Origin of the sequence: Chitinophaga oryziterrae (genome assembly GCF_009758125.1) — a bacterium.
GTDB classification, from domain to species: domain Bacteria; phylum Bacteroidota; class Bacteroidia; order Chitinophagales; family Chitinophagaceae; genus Chitinophaga; species Chitinophaga oryziterrae.
On sequence record NZ_WRXO01000001.1, the window covers coordinates 583,631 to 606,035 of the forward strand.

Here is a 22,405-nt window from a genome sequence, read left to right on the forward strand (position 1 = left end):
TAAACAGTCAGATGTAGTGTATTTATCAATAACATCTGGCAATCTATGTTGTCATAACATTCAAACCTATTAACATAGGTAAAACAAAAAGCCCTTCCCAGTTACAGGAAGAGCAATTGCATCAAATATTTTAATTCAAAAGCTGCTTAAGCGATAGCATTCACTTTCTTAGTGAGTTTGCTTTTCAGGTTGGCTGCTTTATTCTTGTGAATGATATTGCGTTTAGCCAACTTGTCAATCATAGAGATCACGTCAGTCAACTTCTCGTCAGCAGCCGCCTTCTCAGTCAATTTCTTCAGATCACGGATCGCGTTACGGGTAGTTTTACCGTGGTAACGGTTACGCTCATTCCGTTTGTTGCTTTGACGGACGTCTTTTTTCGTTGCTTTATGGTTTGCCATTTTTGTAATTTCAAGTTTCGGACGGCAAAGGTAACTATTACTTTCTTAGAAAACAAAAAATTCCGAAATAATCCCATTTTGCCTAAAGCACAAATGTAATCAAAAACTCCTTTAAGTGTATTGCTAACAATCAACTAAACATATATTAACAAATTCAACCTATGAAATCCTTTTTTCCTCTTCTCCTTTATCAAAAAACGAACGATATTTGCAATCCCATATATTATATTGTGGGGGCCATTCATCAGAATAGCAATTTGAATCGAAGCTTTAGCAAAACTCGTTGTAAATGAAGGACTTCTCATTTGTTACCAACTCACATCCTGCCTACATAGAATCTTTATACCAGGATTACCGTAAAGACCCTGGGGCAGTAGACCCTGAATGGGGCAAGTTTTTTGAAGGGTTTGACTTTGCGGTAAACAACGTTAATGGAAAGGCAGGGGCACCGGCAGCAGCCGGGGCCGGGCTACCAGTGAGCAGTGATCAGTTAACAAAGGAGCTGAATGTTTACCGGTTGATACAGGCTTACCGTAAAAAGGGCCACCTGATCTCTAAAACTAATCCTATCCGTGAAAGGAAGGACAGACAAGCCAACCTGGATATCTCTTTTTATGGTTTATCTGAGGCCGACCTCAAAACCGAATTTTATGCCGGCCAGGTACTGGGTCTTGGAAAGACCAGCCTGGAAAACATCGTAAACCGCGTTAAAACAGTGTATACAGGTCCTGTAGGACTCGAATTCACCTATATTAACGACGCTAAGAAGGTGGAATGGCTGCAACGTGAAATGGAAACCACTTTCCAGAAACCACTCAGCCTGGAACAACGTAAGCGCATCCTGCTGAAACTGAACCAGGGTGTTATGTTCGAAAGATTCCTCCACACTAAATATATAGGTCAGAAAAGATTCGGACTGGAAGGTGGTGAAAACACCATCCCTGCCCTGGATGCTATCATCAATACCGCTGCCGGCGCAGGCGTTCAGGAAGCGGTTATCGGGATGGCTCACCGTGGCCGTCTGAGCGTACTGGCAAATATCCTTGGTAAAACGTATGAGCAGATCTTCAACGAATTTGAAGGTCATGCCGTACCAGACCTTACCATGGGTAGCGGTGACGTTAAATATCACCTGGGTTTCCACTCTATCGTAGAAACCCCTGCCGGTAACAAAGTGAATCTCCAGCTGATCCCTAACCCTTCCCACCTGGAAGTGGTAGATCCCCTGGTGACCGGTTACGCCCGCAGCAAGGCAGACGTCATCTACAACAGCGACTACGATAAGATCCTTCCTATCCTCATCCACGGTGATGCCGCGGTTGCCGGTCAGGGTGTGATCTACGAACTGCTGCAGATGAGTAACCTCAAAGGTTACTACACCGGCGGTACCATGCACCTGGTTATCAATAACCAGATAGGCTTTACCACCGACTTCGACGATGCCCGTTCTTCCGACTACTGTACTTCTATCGCTTCTACCGTACAGGCTCCTGTATTCCATGTAAATGGAGATGATGCAGAAGCAGTGGTGAAAGTGGCTGAGATAGCTACCCGCTACCGTCAGGAGTTCAATTCAGATATATTCATCGACTTACTATGCTACCGCAGACATGGCCATAACGAAGGTGATGAACCTAAGTTCACCCAGCCAAGCCTGTACGCACTGATAGATAAACATCCTAATCCAAGGGAAGTATACACCCAGTACCTGCTGAACAACGGTGAGACCGCTGCACAGGAAATGGCCAAGGAAATGGAGAAGAGTTTCTGGGCAGATCTCCAGGAACGCCTGGACGATGTAAGGCAGCACCCGCTTCCTTATACTTACCAGAAACCGGAAGAATGGTGGGCTTCCCTCCGTAAATCCAAATCAGAGGATTTCGAAAAATCCCCTGTTACTGCCGTAAAAGAAGAGGATATCAAACGCCTGTTTGGCGCCCTCACCCAATGGCCGAAGGAATTCGTGCCTTTACGTAAAGTAGAGAAACTGCTCCAGGAAAAGATCAAGTTATTCGAAGCAGAAGGCAAGATCGACTGGGCTACCGGTGAACTCCTGGCTTATGCTACTTTATTAACAGAAGGTAAAGACGTTCGTATGAGCGGGGAAGACGTGAAGAGAGGTACTTTCTCTCACCGTCACGCCATCCTGTTCGATGAAAATACGAACGCTACCTATAACAGATTAGGCAACTTACAGGAAAAACAAGGCCAGTTCCGCATCTATAACTCTTTACTGAGCGAGTTTGCAGTACTGGGTTTTGAATACGGCTACGCAATGGCCAATCCCAACACCCTGGTGTTGTGGGAAGCGCAGTACGGCGACTTTGCCAACGGTGCGCAAACAGTAATAGACCAGTACGTGACCAGTGCAGAACAGAAATGGGCGACACAAAACGGGCTGGTAATGTTATTGCCACATGGGTATGAAGGGGGCGGACCAGACCACTCCAATGCCCGTCCTGAAAGATTCTTACAGGCATGTGCTGAACTGAACATCATTGTTACCAATATCACTACTTCTGCCAACTTCTTCCACGCGTTGCGCCGTCAGTTAACCTGGCCGTTCCGCAAACCGCTGGTGAACTTTGCTCCAAAAGCTAACTTACGTCATATCGGTTCTTACTCTCCTTTATCTGCTTTCACAGAAGGAGGATTTAAAGAAGTACTGGATGATGAATTTGTAGAGGATGCCTCAAAAGTGAAGAAAGTATTGTTATGTACCGGTAAAATGTATTTTGACCTGAGTGAGAAACAACTGAAGGATAACAGGAAAGATGTGGCGATCGTAAGACTGGAACAATTATATCCTTTACCTGTACAACAATTGGAGGCGCTGAATCAGAAATATAAAGCTGCTACCTGGTTCTGGGTTCAGGAAGAACCTTTAAATATGGGCGCAGCGTCTTACCTTCAGATGAACTTAAAGCAGATCAATTATGGTGTAATCAGCCGTAATCCAAGTGCAGCTACGGCTACAGGGTATGCAAAGGTTCACGGACGTGAGCAGCTGGAGATCATTGAAACAGCTTTTAACATTTAAGAAAGGAACAAAAGTGAAGGATGATTTCACTTTTTAACATTGCACACAGAAATTAGAAATATGGCTATCGAAATCAAAGTTCCTACGGTAGGAGAATCTATTAGCGAGGTAACAATTGCAAAGTGGTTGAAGAAAGACGGAGATTATGTGCAGCAGGATGAAGTGATCTGTGAACTGGAATCTGAAAAAGCCACCTTTGAACTGAATGCAGAGAAGGCGGGTATCCTGAGAATTGCGGCCCCTGAAGGCGCTACTTTGAAAGTAGGCGATGTGGCTTGTACTATTGACACTGATGCTGCAGCACCTGCAGCCACCAGTAGCCCGGCACCGGCCGCTCAACCAGCAACTGCTGCTCCGGCACCTGTTGCGGAACCTGCACCAGCCGCTGCTCCTGCTCCCAACAAAGGAACAATAGAGATGAAAGTGCCTACTGTGGGAGAGTCTATCAGTGAAGTGACTTTGATCAAATGGATCAAAAACAATGGTGACTACGTAGAGCGTGATGAAGTGATCTGTGAACTGGAATCTGAAAAGGCCACCTTCGAACTGAATGCAGAAGAAGCAGGTGTGTTACAAACCCTTGCTAAAGAAGGAGACGTATTAAAAATAGGCGATGTCGCCTGTAAAATAGATACCAGTGCTGCCCGTCCTGCGGGTAAAGCGCAACCTGCTGCGGCAGTGGCTGCCCCTAAAGCGGAAGCTGCTCCTCAGCCACAGGTACAACAGGCCCCGGTTACGGCTATCCCTAACGATATCAAAGCTACTCCTGTAGCGGCGGCCGTTATTGCCGACAAACACGTTGATCCGTCCTCTATTAAAGGTACCGGTGCTCATGGCAAGATCCTGAAAGATGATGTATTCGCGGCATTGCAGAACCCGGGCGTGGCTATCGGTCAGGAATTGTTTGGCCGTACAGAACGTCGTGAGAAAATGAGCAACCTGCGTAAGACTGTTTCCCGCCGCCTGGTGGAAGCCAAGAATACAACGGCTATGCTCACTACCTTCAACGAGGTGGACATGACTGCCATCATGGAACTGCGTGCTAAATACAAAGAAGTATTCAAGAAACAACACGAAGTGAACCTGGGCTTTATGAGCTTCTTTACCAAGGCCTGCTGCTTTGGTTTACAGGAATTCCCTTCCGTGAATGCTTATATAGATGGGGAAGAACTGGTGTACCACGATTTCTGCGATATCTCTATTGCCGTATCTGCTCCGAAAGGACTGGTAGTACCGGTAATACGTAATGCAGAAAGCCTGGATATGGCCGGTATCGAGAAAAAGGTGGTTGAACTGGCTACCAAAGCCCGCGACAACAAACTCAAAATGGAAGAAATGACCGGCGGTACTTTCACTATCACCAATGGTGGTGTGTTCGGCTCCCTGTTAAGTACACCTATCATCAACATCCCGCAGTCTGCTATCCTGGGTATGCACAAAATTCAGGAGCGTCCGATGGCGGTGAACGGACAGGTAGTGATCCGTCCGATGATGTACGTAGCACTGAGTTACGATCACCGTATTATCGATGGTCGTGAGTCTGTCAGCTTCCTGGTACGTGTAAAAGAAATGCTGGAAAATCCTGAACAACTGTTGTTCGGTAAGGACCCGATGAAAGCATTATTGAAATTATAAAAGTTGCTTTAATAGTAAATGTAAAACGCTCAATGTTACATTGGGCGTTTTGCTTTTAGCATCACTTATTAGTATGACCCGCTGGGAAAATTACTTATCTACTGCAGAAGAAATCATACTCGTTTACGACGGAGAACTGCCTTTGCATCATTTCCTGAAAGGGTTCTTTAAACAACGTCCTTTTATGGGTAGCCGCGATCGTCGCTGGGTATCACAACTGGTATATCATTATTACCGCCTGGGACATCTGTGGAAAGATGAAAGGGCCGTGCCGGAGAGAATATTAAAAGGTACTTTTTTATGTGAATCATCCGCCAATGAACTGTTACAGTTCTTCCGCCCGGAATGGAATGAAAAGATACAACTGCCTTTGGCAGAGAAGTTATCTATACTTTCATTTGATGGGGATGTAAAAGATATCTTTCCGCTGTTATCTTTGATTTCTGAAGATATTGATGCAGATAAATTTGCTTATTCTTTCTTCACACAGCCGTATCTTTTTATCCGTACAAGGAATAAAAAACAAGGAGCCGTTATCAAACTGCTGGAAGCAGCAAATACCACATTCACCGCAGTCAGCAATGATGCGATTGCTTTGTCTAACAGTACCAAAATAGATACTATTATCACTGATAAAAGCTGGTATGAGATCCAGGACCTTTCTTCTCAGAAAGTGGGTAATCTGTTCCATGCAAAAGCAGGAGAAACATGGTGGGATTGCTGCGCCGCAAGTGGTGGGAAATCTATCATGTTAATGGACAAGGAACCGGGCGTAAAGCTGCTGGTAAGTGACGTACGCTCCTCTATCCTTCAAAACTTACATCAGCGCTTTAAAGAGGCTAATATCCGCAGTTATGAGGATGTTATACTGGACCTTACATCCCCTGTCACCAATTCCCCGGTCGCTGACCGTAGATTCGACCAGATCATACTCGATGCCCCCTGTACCGGTTCCGGCACCTGGGGCCGTTCTCCGGAGAACCTGTATTACTTCAGTGAAGAAAGCATTGATACTTACCAGGATTTACAAAAGCGTATCGCGGAGAATGTGGTGCAGTTATTAAAACCCGGAGGGTCATTGATCTACATCACCTGTTCTGTTTTTAAGAAGGAGAATGAAGAGGTCGTACAGTACATAGAAGAAAAGACAGGATTGAAAAAGCAGGAGGGAGGAGTGATAACGGGCTATGAGGAGAAGGCTGACAGTATGTTTGCCGTGAGGCTGACAAAAGTATGATCACAACTTAAAATTCAATGTAGCGAGGAAGGTAGTGCCTAACTGACTGAAGTGTGAGCCATCATAAGTTACAATGCCATACCGGCCATTAAAGGTGATGGCATTGATGTTCCTTTTAACCAGGGCTGCATCGTTCAAAACAGCCTGGCCCTCTGCATTTAATGCTTTCAGCTTATATTCAGGTAGGATATTCAAAATGTTGTTTACAGCCAGCGATACACCCAGCCGGTGGTTGAACTGGTAGCTTATATGGATGTCTGTCACCACTTTGCTGTTGAAAACCAGTTTTATGTTCCGGTCCAGCCCTTCGCTGCGGAAAGTGGCAGGGCCAAATAGTGAATTGTTCAGGAAAAAGCCCCATCTGTTCAGCGTAAGGTCCCCACCCAATATGGCTTTGTATTTTGGTCTGCTCGTTAACAACAGCGCTTCCTGTGTATAGTCAAAAACAGCCTGCCCTGCATTTGCGATCAGTTTCGGGTTTGAGACCATACCAAGCAGCTTGTTTGAAATAGTATAATTACCTGCAAGATTAACCGTTAGCCAGCTACCTGTATTTATCTGTATGTTCCTGTAATTAGCCACCAGGTCAATGCCCTGTGTGTTGGTCCTTATACCATTGGTAAAAAAGCTGACACCAACAATGCCATTGGTACTTAACACTTCGTCCAGTTGCGTATTACCGCCGGGAGTATGCCCGATGTTGGAACTCAGGATGATCCTGTCTTTGATATCAATATTGTAATAATCCAGCGTAAGGCTAAAGTCCTTTGATGGTCTCAGACCAAATCCTGCGGTAAAGTTGAGCGACCGCTCCGGTTTCAGGGCGGGTACTTCCAGTAAACGGGCCTGCACACTTTTATTGCTTATTACTCCTTGTGTCTGGATGCCATGCCCCGGAACAAAGATCTGTTGTGCGATCTGCAGGTTTACCTGGTGCAGGCCTGGGGCACGGAAGCCGGTGGATAGAGATGAACGCAGGGTTAGTTTATCTCCCATCAATTTAGTTCTGCCACTCACCTTCCACACAAAAGCACTCCCAAAATCATTGTAATATTCCTGTCGTGCTGTTGCGTTGATCAGTACCGACTTTGAAAGATCATAGCTTACATCAAGGTAGCCGCCGATATTAAAGCGATACGCTTTAATGGCATTCGCTGCACTGATGCCGAAAAAGGAAATGGGACCAATGCCGGAAGAAGAGGCCGTGTCTCCTTCAATGATCCGGAAGCGTTCATTACGGAATTCATAGCCAAAACCAATGGATAACCTGTCACTGACCGCTCTTGTAATATCAATATTTCCTACTACATGATTAAAAGCGTAACCACCAGGCTTGAATGAAACGGGGCTTTGCCCTTCCAGTGAAGGGTTCCAGGTATTGTTCACTGAATATAATTGTCTGTTCCCTCCAACTGTAAGGCTGATATCAGTATTCCAGCTGCCTACCTCACTTTTTAAGCCAAGGGTTGCATTATAGTCATTGAGGTCTCCTGCAAACGTAGGCCCAAAACCGAGATACTCAGTTCCGGCTGCATGTAATAAATTATAGGGGTCCTGTTTCCAGTAAGGGGTCCTGTAATTGGCAAAGCTTTGAATTTTTTTATACACGTAAGCTGCGTTGCCATAAAAGGTGGTGTTGTCTTTTAAAGGAATGCCGGCGTTGACCAGGAATTTTGCCGACCTGTTGATGGGTGTTCCGTTGATATTATTGGCATCGGGGAAACGTGCGAGGTAGGCTTTTACCTGGGCAAGACCCGCAGCAGTGCCATCGCCCAGATCTTTGTTATCCTGTTCTGCATCTACTGTACCGGGACGGTTTGTTTTATTTTCCTTTTGAAAATTAATCGTGTAATTGATAAATCCTTTGGCCCCGATATTGGCGCCGCTGTTAAGACTGGTGGATAGCGAAAAACCATCGCCTTCATGCGTAATGCCGCTGGCTATTTTAAAATTTGTGTATTCGAACCTGTCTTTAAGAATGATGTTCATGACACCGGCAATGGCATCCGATCCATATTGGGCAGAGGCGCCGTCACGCAGGATCTCTACCCGTTTAATGGCGTCGGTAGGAATGGCGGAGAGATCGGTTTCTGTTTCACCGCGTCCCGGCGAGGTCTGTATATACACCAGCGAACCTGCATTCTTTCGTTTGCCGTTTATCAATATCAGTGTACGGCTGGGCCCCATATTCCTTATCTCATAGGGATCTGACAAAGACGTGGCATCATGTACAGGCATGTTAATCGTATTAAAAGAAGGAGCCCGCAACTGCAACGCTTTATCAAATGACAACTGACCGGTAGTCTGCAACTCGGCAGCATTGATGTTGTCAACCGGAAGTGGCGTATTGGTAAACGTTCGTTGCGATGCACGGCTGCCGACAGTTACTACTACCCCACTTAGGTCCGCCACAGCATTGTTGAGCATTATATCTCTTCTTATGTCCGCATTTTCAATTTTAACCGTAGTGGCGTGACTGTTATATCCAACACTGCTGAAGAGAATTTTATGCGTCCCGCTACCAAGTAATAGCCGGTAATTTCCGTAGGCATCTGTAACAGTTCCTTTGGGGATGCCCATGATGATCACAGATGCATTTGGCATCGGTTCGCCTTTTTCATTTCTCACCGTTCCTCTTAACAGGTTTTGCTGGTCATTGATGTAGCCGGGTCCTTTTTCTCCTCCTGTTTTTGATCCGGACGTTTCTGAAATGATGATCTGTGTGGCCGTAATTTTTTTGAATGTTAGCCCAAGAGGGGTAAGCAGGATATAGAGGGCCGTATCAGTATTGTAGTTGTCCGTTTTGAGGACATCCACCATTTTATTCTGAACAAGACTTTCCCTGTACAGGATATTGATATTGTATTTTTTTTCGAATGCTGCCAGTACATTTTTCAACGGAACTTTGTCATCCTGTTTATTGTCAGGAGAGGAGGTTGAGATCTTATCTTTCTTAATCAGTTGTACAAAGTCCTGCCCCTGCAGTGTATTTACTGCACAGGTCAACAGGCTTATCACAATAAACCATTCCCGTAGCATGTTTTGGATCATATGCTCATAACAGTTTCTTGCTAAAAAGGTGACTTACTCTATAATAATATCCTTTCCATTTTTGGTGATAGAAGCATTCAGCAACTCAGAAAGAGTGTTCAGCAGCAATTGTTCATTTTGTAACTCCAATGTTCCGGAAATATGCTGTTCTGACAGTTCCGCGCGCCGGAAAATGAAACTATAACCAAAATAGGCCGTAAGGGTCTGGCATACTTCCCTGGCTGGTGTTTTTTCAAACCTGTATTTGTGTTTCATCCATGATGTATACAACTCAGGATCTATAGGGCTGGTAGTAATTTTTCCAAGTGATGCATCATACTGGCAATAATCGTCAGGTTGCATGATCGTTTGCTTCTTCAGCGCCGGAACGCTGAATTTTACTTTCCCTCTCTGCAGCATTACGCCTGTAGTATTATCAGTACTTTTTACATTGAATTCGGTTCCAAGTACTTCAATTTCCGCATTGGCCGTATATACTTTAAAGTGCGGTGTTTCCCCGGCAGTAGTGATATGTCTTACTTTGAAAAATGCCTCACCGGTTATCCATACTTCTCTTTTATGCTTCTGCCAGCTGCTGAGGTACCTGATCTTTGAATGGGCATTCAGCACTACTTCAGAACTATCAGGCAGCCATATCGTTTTGGTTGCTGCATAAGGAGTAGCAACAACGGTATAAGAAGGTTTCATGAAATAGTATACCAGAGCGCCACCCAATAGTATACCGGTAACAACGGCAGCTACGCTCAGCCATTTTGGGAATAAGGTAGCCGCTTTGGTAGTCGCCTGGTTTTGATAACCGATTGTCTGATCAATGCTTTGTTTGAGATCAGTATAAAAATTTTCCGCTACCGGTTCCTGCTTAAAATCAAAAGAGCGGATAATATCTATTGCTTTCTGGACTGTTTCTTTTTTATATGGATTGGATTTTACCCAGGCGGCCCATGATTTGTTGTTCGCTTCTTCCGGGTTCAGTACCCAGTTGATAAACGATTCATCCTGAAGAAAATCTTCGGTTTGATAAAGCCGGTACTTGTCCATAGCATTTTTCATTACAGTTCCATTGTTAGGAGGAAAATACAAAAAAATTACTCCATTCCGGCTAATAACATTGCGTTTACTTTTTCCAGTCCCATAATACAATGCTCCATGTTTCACCATCGGGTGCCTGGTACTCGTAAATGGTGTCGAACCCGATCCGTTTATGAGCATTCAGGGAACGCTGATTCCGGTTTGAGATCTCTGTTATGGCAAAGTCATACTTATTTTCAAAGTGTTTTTTATATTCGGCATAACAGGTGTCCAGAATGCCTTTCCCGCGGTACCCCGCTGCAACACAGACCTGGCCGACAACGATATACTGATAATCAGATATTTTTTTATTGCGAAATGCTATGTTGTCAAAGGCTTCGAACATAGGGATTAGTATAGGTATATCCAGTTTCGACTTTTCCGTCATCGCCAATAAATAGGCTATAACGTGGTCATGGTCTTTGGCAATGATACTTTCTTCTATGCTATTCATTTTTTGCAGATCCCCAAAACTATGGGATACTGTTACAAAGCCCTGTGTTGCAATCTGTTCACTTGTTAAGCCGGCCGGCAGGTTGTTCTTTTGCAGCTCCAGTACCTGTAACAGGTCTTTGTCCGTTTTTGATGTGGTATAAATGATCATATAGTTATAAAATTATTAAAAGGGGACGGCATTTTGCGATACTACCGCCCCCTTTTACCAACTGCACCGGTCAACCACTTTTACAATCTGAAATTCAATGTGGCCAGGAAGGTCGTACCCAGTTGGCTGAAGTGCGAAGCATCGTAGGTAACCATGCTGTACCGGCCATTAAAAGTGATGGCATTGATATTGTTCTTCAACTGTACAGGATCGTTTAAAACGGCCTGTCCGTCACTGTTTAATGCTTTCAACTGATATTCCGGCGTTATATTCAGGATATTATTTACTGCTATGGAAGCACTTACCCGGTTACCAAAGCGGTAGCCTATATTAATGTCCGTCAGCACTTTGGTTTTGAAAACCAGTTTCAGGTTCTTATCCAGCCCGTCATTGCGGAAAGTGGCTGGCCCGTACAATGTATTATTCAAACTGAAGCTCCATTTGTTGATATCCAGGTCACCACCCAATATAGCTTTGTATTTTGGCCTGCTGGTCAAAAGCAGCGCTTCCTGTATATAGTCAAAGGTCGACTGCCCCGCTTCGCTAATGAGCTTTGGATCTGTAGGGGCTCCATCCAGTTTATTGGAAATGGTATAGTTACCGGCAAAGTTAAGGGTAAGTCTGCCGGAGGTCCCGATCAACAGGTTCTTATAAGTGGCCACCACATCAATTCCCTGCGTTTTTGTACGGATACCATTGGTGAAGAAACTAACGCCTACAATGCCGTTGTTGGTCAATACAGTGTCCAGCGCTGCAGTTCCGCTGGCAGTGTGAGTAATGTTAGAACTCAGGATGATCCTGTCTTTAACATCAATATTATAGTAATCAACAGTAAGGCTGAAGTTCCTTGATGGCTTGAAGCCCAAACCTGCTGTAAAGTTTACGGATTTCTCCGGCTTCAGAGCGGGTACTCCCAGCAGATGTGCCTGGGGGCTGTGGTTATTTACAATACCTTTTGTCTGGATCCCCTGGCCCGGAACAAAACTTTGTTGTGCAATCTGCAGGTTTATCTGGTGCAGGCTGGGTGCACGGAAACCTGTGGATATGGATGAACGCAGGGTGAGCATATCATCAGCTAATTTGGCTCTTCCGCTTATCTTCCATACAAAGGCACTACCAAAATCGCTGTAATATTCCTCTCTGACGGTGCCGTTGAAAAGCAGGGCCTGGGAAAGATCATAGCTCAGGTCCAGATATCCGCCCATATTAAAACGGTTTGCCTTCAGTGCGTTGGGCTGGCTGATACCCGGAAAAGAGTTAGCACCTTCACCGGAGTATGAGGCAGTATCCCCTGCAATGATCTGGAAATTCTCACTCCGGAACTCGCTGCCAAAACCTACAGACAGTTTATCACCCACCGCTTTTGTGATATCAATATTCCCTACCATCTGGTTAAAAGAAAAACCACCGGGTTTGAAAGAAATAGGACTATTTGCGCCTAAAGAATGGTTCACGGTATTATCTACTGTATATAACTGCTTGTTACCTCCGGTAGTAAAGCTTATATCATGTGTCCATCCATCTTTTTCTGTTTTAAATCCAACGGTGGCGTTGTAATCATTCAGATCGCCCTGAAAGGTAGGTCCATAGCCAAGGTATTCTGTTCCTGCAGCATGCAGCAATCCATAATCCTGTTTCCAGTAAGGGGTACGGTAATTGGCATAGCTTTGCACCTTCTTGTATATATAGGCCGCATTGGCATAAAAGGTCGTATAGTCGTTTAAGGGAAGGCCGGTGTTCACCAGGAATTTAGCAGCCGTATTGGTGGGTGTGCCATTGATATTCTTTGCATCCGGAAAGCGTGCCAGGAAAGCCTTTACATTCGCAAGACTTGCTTCGGAGCCATCGCTCAGGTCTTTGTTATCCTGTTCTGCATCTACTTTACCAGGGCGATTGGTTTTATTCTCTCTTTGAAAATTAATGGTATAATTGATGAAGCCTTTACGGCCAATATTGGCGCCGCTGTTCAGACTTGTTGATAGTGAAAAACCATCCCCTTTATGGGTAATACCGCTGGCTATTTTAAAGTTGGTGTACTCGAACTTATCTTTCAGGATAATGTTCATAACACCGGCAATGGCATCAGAGCCATATTGCGCGGAGGCGCCATCGCGCAGGATCTCTACTCTTTTGATGGCATCCGTAGGGATGGCTGCAAGGTCGGCGCCTGTTTCACCACGTCCCGGCGATGTTTGAATATATACCAGGGCACTGGGGTTCTTACGCTTACCATTGACCAATATCAGCGTACGGCTGGGGCCCATGTTCCTGATCTCATAAGGGTCCAGTAAAGAAGATGCATCATTCACCGGTGTGTTCACAGTATTAAAAGAAGGTACTCTTAATTGTAATGCTTTATCAAATGATAACTGACCGGTGGTCTGCAGTTCTGATGCACTGATATTGTCAACAGGAAGCAGTGAACTGGTGGATGTTCGTTGTGAGGCACGGCTACCCACCGCTACTATTATTTCGCTTAAGTCGACCGCAGCAGTGTTCAGGATAATATCCTTTGTTATATCTGCATGTTCTATTTTAACAGGAAGGGAAGAAGGGGTGTAGCCTATACTGGTGAAGGAAATTTTGTAGGAGCCGGCAGCGAGTGATAGTTGGTAAGCGCCACCGGTATTTGTAGACGTTCCGCCTTTTTGTCCGGAGATGGTGATGGATACATTTTCCAGCGGTTCGCCTTTTTCATTTTTTACAGTTCCCTTTAATATGCCCTGCGAAACTGCAGACGTGCAGACATGCAGCAGTATAGCCATCACAGGGATGGCATAAATGAACTTATTCATACGATTTAGAATTTAGATAGATTCTGGTTAAGAGTATTTACAACGAAAAAGCAGGCATCCCCTTGAGGGCTTGCTTTTTTTAACCGCAAGTGTATATTGTAATGGTTTGCAGGCCTGCATCAACCCATTATTACCAGCGGATCAGATACAAGAGGAGGAAGCCCCGGAAATTACCCCATGAGTTTAAAACTTTTTTTATCCGGTATTTCTTTAGTGGAGGTGAAGTAATACAAGCAGCAGTACCCGGGAACCAGGCATGTTTTCGCGGAGAGTGGCAATAGCCCGTCCCATTAATTTGTAGGATGCTTTCACAGAAAGATTCATGTTTTGGGCAATGTCTTCAAAGTTTAGTCCTTCGTAATAGCGTAGGTAAATGACCTCTTTTTGTTTAGCGGTGAGTTTATGCAGGAGGCTTTCGATCTGTTCTCTGGTTTGCTTCCTGTCTTCATTTTGCAGCATGAGGGTTTCCGGTGATAGTTCCAGTTCAAAACTGTATTCATTTCCTTCTTCGGGGTGCAACGGTCTTAATTTATTTTTCTTCTCGAGTGTGTGGAGAATGGAGGTACGGACAGATTTGAAAAGATAGCTTTTGACAGAGTGATGAATCGTTAACTTATACCGGTTTGTCCATAGCCATACAAATACATCATGCAGGCAATCCTGTATAACCGGGAGATCAACATTGAACTTAAGTCCATATTGTGTTAACTGCCGCACATATTTATTGTAGAGATGAGTGAACGCGTCATAATTTCCTGATTTTATTTGTGTTATCAGGGCCTGATCTTCGTGTAAATTATTTAAGTCAAAGGTTGCGTTGGCCATGTAAGGATCACATTGTTCAGCTTGTTGTAATATGTAAATAAAAATTATATAATATTTATTAAAGGCTTCTTGTAATATAATGATAAAAAAACTTACTTCATATGACATGGTGAAATTTTAATATTCGTATCTGGCCTGTTTGATGAAAAGAATGGGAATAAAAGCAAAGCGGCGCTGTCAGGATCCTGACAGCGCCGCTTTGCTTTTTATTTAACTACTTATTTTATCCCTGCTCTCTGGATAATTCCGCCGCCGATCACATCATCTCCATCATAAAACACGGCAGATTGTCCGGGTGCAATCCCTTTCACCTGTTCGTAGAAATTCACTTTCACTTTACCCTCTTCGTTATAGAGGTTGCTCAGTGAAGGAGTGCTTTTATAACGGATCTTGGTTAAAGCTTCCATGCCTTCAGGAATATGATCGTATTTGATCATGTTGATCCCGCCTACGAACATTTCGCTACGGTCTAACTCATTTTCTCCGCCTAAAACAACGGTATTGGTTTCAGGAATGATCTCGGTAACGAACATCGGTCTGCCCAGGGCAATTTCAAGCCCTTTACGCTGCCCGATGGTATAAAAGGGGTAACCCTTATGATGACCTACGATCGTGCCGTCACGCAGTACGAAATTGCCACCGTTTACCCGTTCTTCCAGTCCGTCTACCCGGCGTTTCAGGAATCCTCGGTAATCATTATCCGGCACAAAGCATATTTCATAGCTTTCTGCCTTTTTCGCCAGTTCAGGATATCCGAAGTCTTCTGCCATCTGGCGGATAGCCGGTTTACGGTATCCACCCAGGGGAAGCATGGTGCGTTTTAATACATCCTGTTGTAAACCCCAGAGCACATAACTCTGGTCTTTCAGTTCGTCGATGCCTTTGCTTAATACAAAGCGGTCGTTTTCTTCCCTGATCTGTGCATAGTGGCCGGTGGCAATGAATGCGCAATCCAGTGCGTCCGCTCTTTTCATGAGCGCCCGCCATTTAATGTGTGTGTTACACAATACACAGGGATTAGGTGTACGTCCTGCTATATATTCGTCTACAAAGTTCTCAATTACAAAATCCCCGAATTCATCTCTTATATCCAGCACGAAGTGTGAGAAGCCGTGGTGAACAGCCGCCGCACGCGCGTCGTTAAAGGAGTCCAGGTTACAGCATCCCGTCTCTTTTTTACTGGAACCAGCTGACGCATAATCCCAGGTTTTCATGGTGATACCCACCACTTCATACCCTTGTTCATTCAACATCAGCGCTGTTACCGTACTATCTATACCGCCGCTCATCGCTACCAGTACTTTGCCATGTCTGCTCATTGTTGCATATTATTAAGGCTGCAAAATTACTGAAAAATCACCAAACGGGGGGTGTTACGAACGTGGGAGATAACCGGTTGAATAAGAGGGAAAGTATGGGATTGCCAGCAGAAACACTCCCATAAATTCTTTATAACTGCTTTATAAACCCTATATAAGCCCTATCTATATAAGTACAGCTTATATACAGCTTAAATAGGGCTTATATAGGGCTTATATACGGGTTATATATCCTAAAGGGTAGAATATCAATTAGTTGTAAGTAGTAACTATTATCTTGATGCTTTTTTACTACTGATTAACAATGAATTAAAATATAAGAGAAATTATTATAGCAGGAAAGGGTAAAAAATTATTGAGGAAAGTTCTTCCGGAGTTATATATTTATTGATCAAATTTCACTGAATAACTAAAATTACTAACATGTTACCTATACTAAATAAGGCTCATGTATTGAAGCATCCCGATTTTGGCATTACAGAGCGTTATTTAAACTATCCTGAAAAGATCTTACAGTTCGGGACAGGAGTATTATTGCGAGGACTGGTAGATTACCTGGTTGATAAGGCCAACAAACAGGGCCTCTTCGAAGGAAGGATCGTGATCGTAAAATCTACGGACGGGCCAACGACGGATTTCGCTTCCCAGGATAACCTGTATACTACCAGTATCAAAGGCGTAGCCCAGGGAGAGCTGGTGAATCAACGGATAATCAATGCTTCTGTTAGCCGGGTTTTGCAATCGAATGCAGAATGGACAAAAATACTGGAAGCTGTTCATCAACCCGACCTGCAAATCATCATTTCCAATACAACAGAGGTTGGTATTCAATATGTTGCAGAGAAAATAGACAAAGGCGTACCCGCTTCTTACCCCGGTAAATTGCTGGCAATCCTCCACGAGCGCTACACTCATTTCAAAGGGGCCTCACATAGCGGTTTTGTCATCGTACCTACAGAACTGGTAGTCAATAACGGCAGCTTATTACAGGAGATCATATTAAAACTGGCTGCTTATAACGAACTGCCCGAAGCCTTCATCAACTGGATCACTGCCAATAACCAGTTCTGCAATTCGCTGGTAGACCGTATCGTTCCCGGTAAGCCTAAAGAATTAGCGACGCTGGAAGAAGAAGCCGGGTATACAGATCAGTTATGGATAGATGCAGAACCTTACTTGTTATGGGCTATCGAAGGAGATGAAACCATCTGTAATACATTGTGTTTCTGTGAGGCAGATGACCGCATGCTCATCACGCCGGATATCACCCCTTACAGAGAACAGAAACTGCGCATCCTGAATGGAAGTCATACGATATCCGTACCACTGGCTTTCCTGAAAGGGTTAAACACCGTGTATGAAAGCATGAGTAATGAATACATGCGCACGTTTTTCAGAACGGTGATCACAGAAGAAATAGTACCTACCATAAAAGACACCTGCCCGCAGGCGCCTGTTTTTGCAGAAGATGTACTGGACAGGTTCGCCAATCCCTACATCGCGCATAAACTGATCAGCATTACCTTCCAGGAAAGCTCCAAGATGAACGCCCGGAACGTACGCACCATCGCCCGCTATTACGAACGCGAACATATCGTGCCTTCACATATGGCGCTGGGCTTTGCCGCTATGCTGCTTTTCCTGCGTCCTGCAAAGGAAGAGAACGGGGTGTATGCCGGTTTACGCGGAACAGAATACTACACGATCACAGATGATAACGCGGCTATTTTTGCGGCCTGCTGGAAGAATAAAAATACAGCAGAAATGGTGAAAGAGATTTGTGCAGATAAACGCTTATGGGAGATAGACCTGAGCGCTATTCCCAATTTCTGCGAATCCGTAACAACGCACTTGCAGAACATGCTGCAGGATGGATCAGGAACGTATTTAGATTAATGGAACTATAGATTATGAAGCAATTCCTGTGTGCTGATTTCCTGTTACGTACAGAAACAGCAAAACAACTATTCCACGATTATGCTAAAGAGATGCCTGTCATCGATTATCATAATCACCTGGCTCCTGATGAAATAGCGGGCAACAGACAATTTGAAAGTCTTAGCGCTATGTGGCTGAAAGGCGACCATTACAAATGGAGAGCCATGCGGGCTAACGGTGTAGATGAAAAATATATCACCGGCGATACCGATGATCTTACCAAATTTAAACACTGGGCGGCGACGGTACCTTATACCATGCGCAATCCTTTATACCACTGGACGCACATGGAATTGCTCAACCCCTTTGGTATAAAGCAATTGCTGGATGCAGACAGTGCTTCCGCTATATATGACCAGTGCAATGAGCAGTTGTCTCATTGGAGAACACAATCGCTTTTAACACATTTTAAAGTGCATGCTTTATGCACAACAGATGATCCCTGCGATGCACTGGAACACCATAAGAATATTCAGCAGTCGGCTTTCAATGTAAAGGTATTGCCGACTTTCCGGCCGGATAAAATCCTGGCGGTAGAAGATGTTACTGCATTCAATGCATATGTAGATAAACTAAGCATCACTGCTGATACAGAAGCCGGTACTTACAGCAAATTACTGGATGCACTGCGTAGCAGACATGATTATTTCCACGCTGCAGGTGGCCGCTTATCAGATCATGGTATCAGTACTTTTTACGGCAGCCCGTTTACGGCTGCTTCACTGGAAAAGATCTACACTAAACTGCGTGCAGGGCAAACCATCACCACAGCCGAAGCGGAAGAATTCAAATCAGGCACCCTGCATTTTATCTGCGAGTGGAACCATGAACGCAACTGGGTACAGCAGTTCCATGTAGGCGCCATCCGCAATAATAACAGCCGCTTATTACAATCCGTAGGGGCAGACGCGGGGGTAGATTCCATTGGCGACTGGCAGGTGGCTCAGGCCATGTCCTCATTTTTAGATGGATTGGACAAAAAAGGGAAGCTGGCCAAGACAGTCGTGTATAATTTAAACCCCGCTTACAACGAGGTATTTGCTACGATGGTCGGTAATTTCCAGGGTGGTACAGTGCCCGGTAAAATGCAGTTCGGCTCCGGATGGTGGTTCCTGGACCAGAAAGATGGCATGGAAAAACAACTGAATACCTTAAGCAATATGGGCCTGCTGAGCAGGTTCGTAGGTATGCTCACGGATTCAAGAAGTTTCCTGTCGTTTTCCCGGCATGAATATTTTCGACGTATTTTGTGTAACCTCATCGGCAACGATGTGGAGAACGGAGAACTGCCGGGAGATATTAAGTGGCTGGGAAAGATGGTGCAGGATATCTGCTACAATAATGCGAAAACATATTTTAAGTTTGAGGATAATGAAGCCAGTTAAAGTTATTTCATTCGGAGAAATTCTGCTTCGGCTGTCGCCGGAGTTCGCACAACATAGCGCTGCGATATATGTAGGCGGTGCAGAAGCAAATGTAGCTGCTGCACTGGCGAACTGGGGTACGCCCGTTACTTACATCAGCCGGGTGCCGGACAATGGTATCGCAACGCAGGTACTGCAACAGCTGGAAGAGATAGGCGTAGAAACGGACCGCATGCTGAAAGGCGGGGACCGTATCGGTATCTACTACCTGGAACAGGGGAAAGACCTGAAAAACGCCGGTGTAGTGTACGACAGAAAATATTCTTCCTTCAGCCAACTGCAACCCGGGACCGTAGACTGGGACAGCCTGCTGGGCGATGCGGAGTGGTTCCACTGGAGCGCGCTCACCCCCGCACTGAACGAAGACGCGGCCATCATCTGCAAAGAAGTACTGGAAGCAGCTACAAGAAAGGGACTGACCATCTCCACAGATCTCAATTACCGCAGTAAACTATGGCAATACGGAAAACAACCTGGTGCTGTAATGCCTGAACTGGCGCAGTACTGCGATGTGATCATGGGCAATATCTGGGCCGCTCACCAGATGCTGGACACCACGTTAAACACTGCCGCATTAACCGCAGATACAAAGGATGTATATTTGGAGGAGGCCGGTAAAGTAGCGAAAGAAATAAGAGAGAAATATCCGCGTTGCAAAAAAGTAGCTTTTACATTCCGCTTTTCAAATGCGCCTACGCATAATTTATATTACGCTACCTGGCATGATGAAAAAGGAGACGTGGTATCAAAGCAGTATGAAACAAATGCCGTAGTGGACAGAGTAGGGAGTGGCGACTGTTTCATGGCGGGATTGATACATGCGCAACTGGAAGGTATGAATGCACAGCAAACCGTTTCATTTGCCGCCGCCGCCGCCTGGTCCAAGTTATTCCTGAAAGGAGATTTTAATCTAACAGCTAAAGCAGACATTCAAAAATTAATATAGATATGGCACCAGCAACCGCAGAGATCATTGCTGCATTTGAAAAAAGTAAGCTCATACCTGTATTTTATCACGAAGAAGAAGAGGTATGTTATGAAGTGATGAAAGCCTGTTATGAGGCAGGTATCCGTGTATTTGAATTTACCAACAGGGGAGATAATGCACGCCGTAATTTTGCTTATATGCGCGATAAGAAACTGGCTGCTATGCCGGACATGTTCCTGGGAATAGGCACCATTAAAAACGCGGAAGATGCAAAGCTGTTTGCCGGTATGGGCGCAGATTTTATAGTAAGCCCTATCACCGACGTGTCTGTCGCAGACGCCTGTAAAAAGGAAGAAATCGCCTGGATACCCGGTTGTATGACGCCTTCGGAAATCGCTGTTGCAGAGAAAACAGGGGCTTCGTTTGCTAAATTGTTCCCCGGCAATGTACTGGGCACCGGTTTCGTGACTGCCATCAAACCCCTTTTCCCGAATATGAAGTTTATGCCAACAGGTGGGGTAGATGCAACTAAAGAAAGCATGCAGGCCTGGTTCGATGCCGGGGTCGTATGTGTAGGGATGGGATCAGGATTATTAAAAAAAGACCTGATAGAAAAGAAAGACTGGGCCGGACTGAAAGCCCAGTTATCCAAAGCAGTGGATATTGCAAAAACTATCAATAAATAAAAGAACGATCATATTAAGGTGTTAGAAAGCATTAATAAATGCAAACGTTTGCATTATTGGTCGTAGTGTTGTAAATTGACTATACTTTATAAATTCCAAAATGAAAGGCATGGATACCACAACAATTGGCAGATATCGTTGGCGCATTTGTGCCCTCCTGTTCTTTGCAACTACTATCAACTATATAGACAGGCAGGTGATCGGACTCCTGAAACCTATGTTGGAAAAGGATTTCAACTGGACTGAAGTTGATTATGGTCATATCGTTACCGCATTCTCCGCTTCCTATGCAATAGGTCTGTTACTCTTTGGCCGCCTGGTAGATAAGATCGGTACCAAAATGGGGTATATCCTTTCCATTATCGTATGGAGCGTGGCTGCTATGGCACATGCCCTGGCAAAATCCACCATTGGCTTTGGTATGGCCCGCGTATTACTGGGCCTGGGTGAATCCGGCAACTTCCCGGTAGCCATTAAATCAGTAGCAGAATGGTTCCCTAAAAAGGAACGTGCCCTGGCTACCGGTATTTTCAATTCAGGGGCTAATATAGGGGCCGTAGTTGCCCCGATAGTAGTACCCTGGCTGGCAGGTACTTATGGCTGGCAACAGGCGTTTATTTGGACTGGCGTGCTTGGTTTCATATGGCTCATCTTCTGGATCTTCATGTATGAAATCCCTGCCCGGCATAAAATGCTTAGCTCGGAAGAATTTGATTATATCCATAGCGATCATGATGAAGTGAAGGATATCACCGATGAAAAACCACGTATCGGCTGGATGCAATTATTAGGGATCCGCCAGACCTGGGCATTTGTATTCGGGAAACTGCTCACAGACCCTATCTGGTGGTTCTTCCTCTTCTGGTTACCCTCTTATTTCTCTACTACGTTCCACCTCGATTTTACAAAGCCTAATATACAGCTGATCATCATTTATACCGCCAGTACAATTGGCAGTATCGGCGGGGGATACTTATCTTCCTGGCTGATCAAATCGAAGCAATGGCCGGTGTTTAAAGCCCGCAAAGCTTCCATGCTGTTATTTGCGGTGTGCATAGTGCCGGTGATATTTGTAAAGCAAACCGGGAATATCTGGGTAGTAGTGGCTATTATCGGTCTGGCCGCGGCCGCTCACCAGGCATGGTCGGCTAATATCTTTACAACGGTATCTGACATGTTCCCCAAGTACGCGGTAAGTTCCGTCGTAGGCATTGGTGGCATGGCAGGTTCCATAGGCGGTAGTTTGTTTCCCCTGGTAGTAGGCTGGTTACTGAATCATTATAAATTATTAGGAAATATCGGCGCAGGTTACAACATTCTGTTCATTATCTGCGGTTGCGCGTATCTCATTGCATGGGGTATGATGCACCTGTTCGCACCGAAGATGGAAAGAGTAAGCATCTGAGGAAAGATGGGGGTGGCCGGAGGGGCCTAACCAAACTTCCTGTTTGTAG

Annotated in this window: 15 protein-coding genes; 8 read left to right on the plus strand and 7 right to left on the minus strand. The window is 45.0% G+C overall.

What is annotated here, in order from left to right:
- Positions 1–146: 146 nt before the first annotated feature.
- Positions 147–401: a 30S ribosomal protein S20 gene (rpsT, locus tag GO495_RS02440; protein ID WP_089779335.1), complete on the minus strand. Its 255-nt coding sequence runs from the start codon at positions 399–401 to the stop codon at positions 147–149.
- Positions 402–690: 289 nt separating this feature from the next.
- Between rpsT and GO495_RS02445 the strand changes: the two genes are divergently transcribed.
- The 3 genes from GO495_RS02445 (at position 691) to GO495_RS02455 (ending at position 6,313) form a co-directional block, all read left to right on the plus strand.
- Positions 691–3,441: a 2-oxoglutarate dehydrogenase E1 component gene (locus GO495_RS02445; RefSeq protein WP_157298111.1), complete on the plus strand. Its 2,751-nt coding sequence runs from the start codon at positions 691–693 to the stop codon at positions 3,439–3,441.
- 60 nt (positions 3,442–3,501) lie between these two features.
- Positions 3,502–5,076, plus strand: a complete 1,575-nt coding sequence (odhB, locus tag GO495_RS02450) for a 2-oxoglutarate dehydrogenase complex dihydrolipoyllysine-residue succinyltransferase (protein WP_157298112.1) — start codon at positions 3,502–3,504, stop codon at positions 5,074–5,076.
- Between the two features lie 73 nt (positions 5,077–5,149).
- Entirely contained in the window at positions 5,150–6,313 is a 1,164-nt protein-coding gene (locus GO495_RS02455) for an RsmB/NOP family class I SAM-dependent RNA methyltransferase (RefSeq protein WP_157298113.1), read from the plus strand.
- On the opposite strand, the gene GO495_RS02460 is transcribed toward GO495_RS02455, so the two are convergent.
- The 6 genes from GO495_RS02460 to mnmA form a co-directional block, all read right to left on the minus strand.
- Positions 6,314–9,364, minus strand: a complete 3,051-nt coding sequence (locus GO495_RS02460; protein ID WP_240915131.1) for a TonB-dependent receptor — start codon at positions 9,362–9,364, stop codon at positions 6,314–6,316. It lies immediately after the preceding gene.
- A gap of 33 nt (positions 9,365–9,397) precedes the next feature.
- The gene (locus GO495_RS02465) at positions 9,398–10,414 is read right to left on the minus strand and encodes a FecR family protein (protein ID WP_170302619.1); all 1,017 of its coding nucleotides are present in this window, start codon (positions 10,412–10,414) and stop codon (positions 9,398–9,400) included.
- A 64-nt stretch (positions 10,415–10,478) separates the two neighbouring features.
- Entirely contained in the window at positions 10,479–11,036 is a 558-nt protein-coding gene (locus GO495_RS02470; RefSeq protein WP_157298115.1) for a GNAT family N-acetyltransferase, read from the minus strand.
- An 80-nt stretch (positions 11,037–11,116) separates the two neighbouring features.
- A complete protein-coding gene (locus GO495_RS02475) occupies positions 11,117–13,831 on the minus strand; it encodes a TonB-dependent receptor (protein ID WP_157298116.1) in 2,715 nt (904 codons plus the stop codon).
- A 210-nt stretch (positions 13,832–14,041) separates the two neighbouring features.
- A complete protein-coding gene (locus GO495_RS02480; protein ID WP_157298117.1) occupies positions 14,042–14,656 on the minus strand; it encodes an RNA polymerase sigma factor in 615 nt (204 codons plus the stop codon).
- A gap of 218 nt (positions 14,657–14,874) precedes the next feature.
- Positions 14,875–15,975: a tRNA 2-thiouridine(34) synthase MnmA gene (mnmA, locus tag GO495_RS02485; RefSeq protein WP_157298118.1), complete on the minus strand. Its 1,101-nt coding sequence runs from the start codon at positions 15,973–15,975 to the stop codon at positions 14,875–14,877.
- A 423-nt stretch (positions 15,976–16,398) separates the two neighbouring features.
- Between mnmA and GO495_RS02490 the strand changes: the two genes are divergently transcribed.
- The 5 genes from GO495_RS02490 to GO495_RS02510 all read left to right on the plus strand — a co-directional run bounded on the left by GO495_RS02490 (position 16,399) and on the right by GO495_RS02510 (position 22,356).
- Entirely contained in the window at positions 16,399–17,871 is a 1,473-nt protein-coding gene (locus GO495_RS02490; protein WP_157298119.1) for a tagaturonate reductase, read from the plus strand.
- 14 nt (positions 17,872–17,885) lie between these two features.
- Positions 17,886–19,298, plus strand: a complete 1,413-nt coding sequence (uxaC, locus tag GO495_RS02495; protein ID WP_157298120.1) for a glucuronate isomerase — start codon at positions 17,886–17,888, stop codon at positions 19,296–19,298.
- A complete protein-coding gene (locus GO495_RS02500) occupies positions 19,285–20,283 on the plus strand; it encodes a sugar kinase (protein ID WP_157298121.1) in 999 nt (332 codons plus the stop codon). Before uxaC ends, GO495_RS02500 begins: the two co-directional genes overlap by 14 nt.
- Before the next feature lie 2 nt (positions 20,284–20,285).
- Complete coding sequence (locus GO495_RS02505) at positions 20,286–20,951, plus strand: beta/alpha barrel domain-containing protein (RefSeq protein WP_157298122.1); 666 nt, start codon at positions 20,286–20,288, stop codon at positions 20,949–20,951.
- Positions 20,952–21,051: 100 nt separating this feature from the next.
- Complete coding sequence (locus GO495_RS02510) at positions 21,052–22,356, plus strand: MFS transporter (RefSeq protein WP_157298123.1); 1,305 nt, start codon at positions 21,052–21,054, stop codon at positions 22,354–22,356.
- Positions 22,357–22,405: the final 49 nt, after the last annotated feature.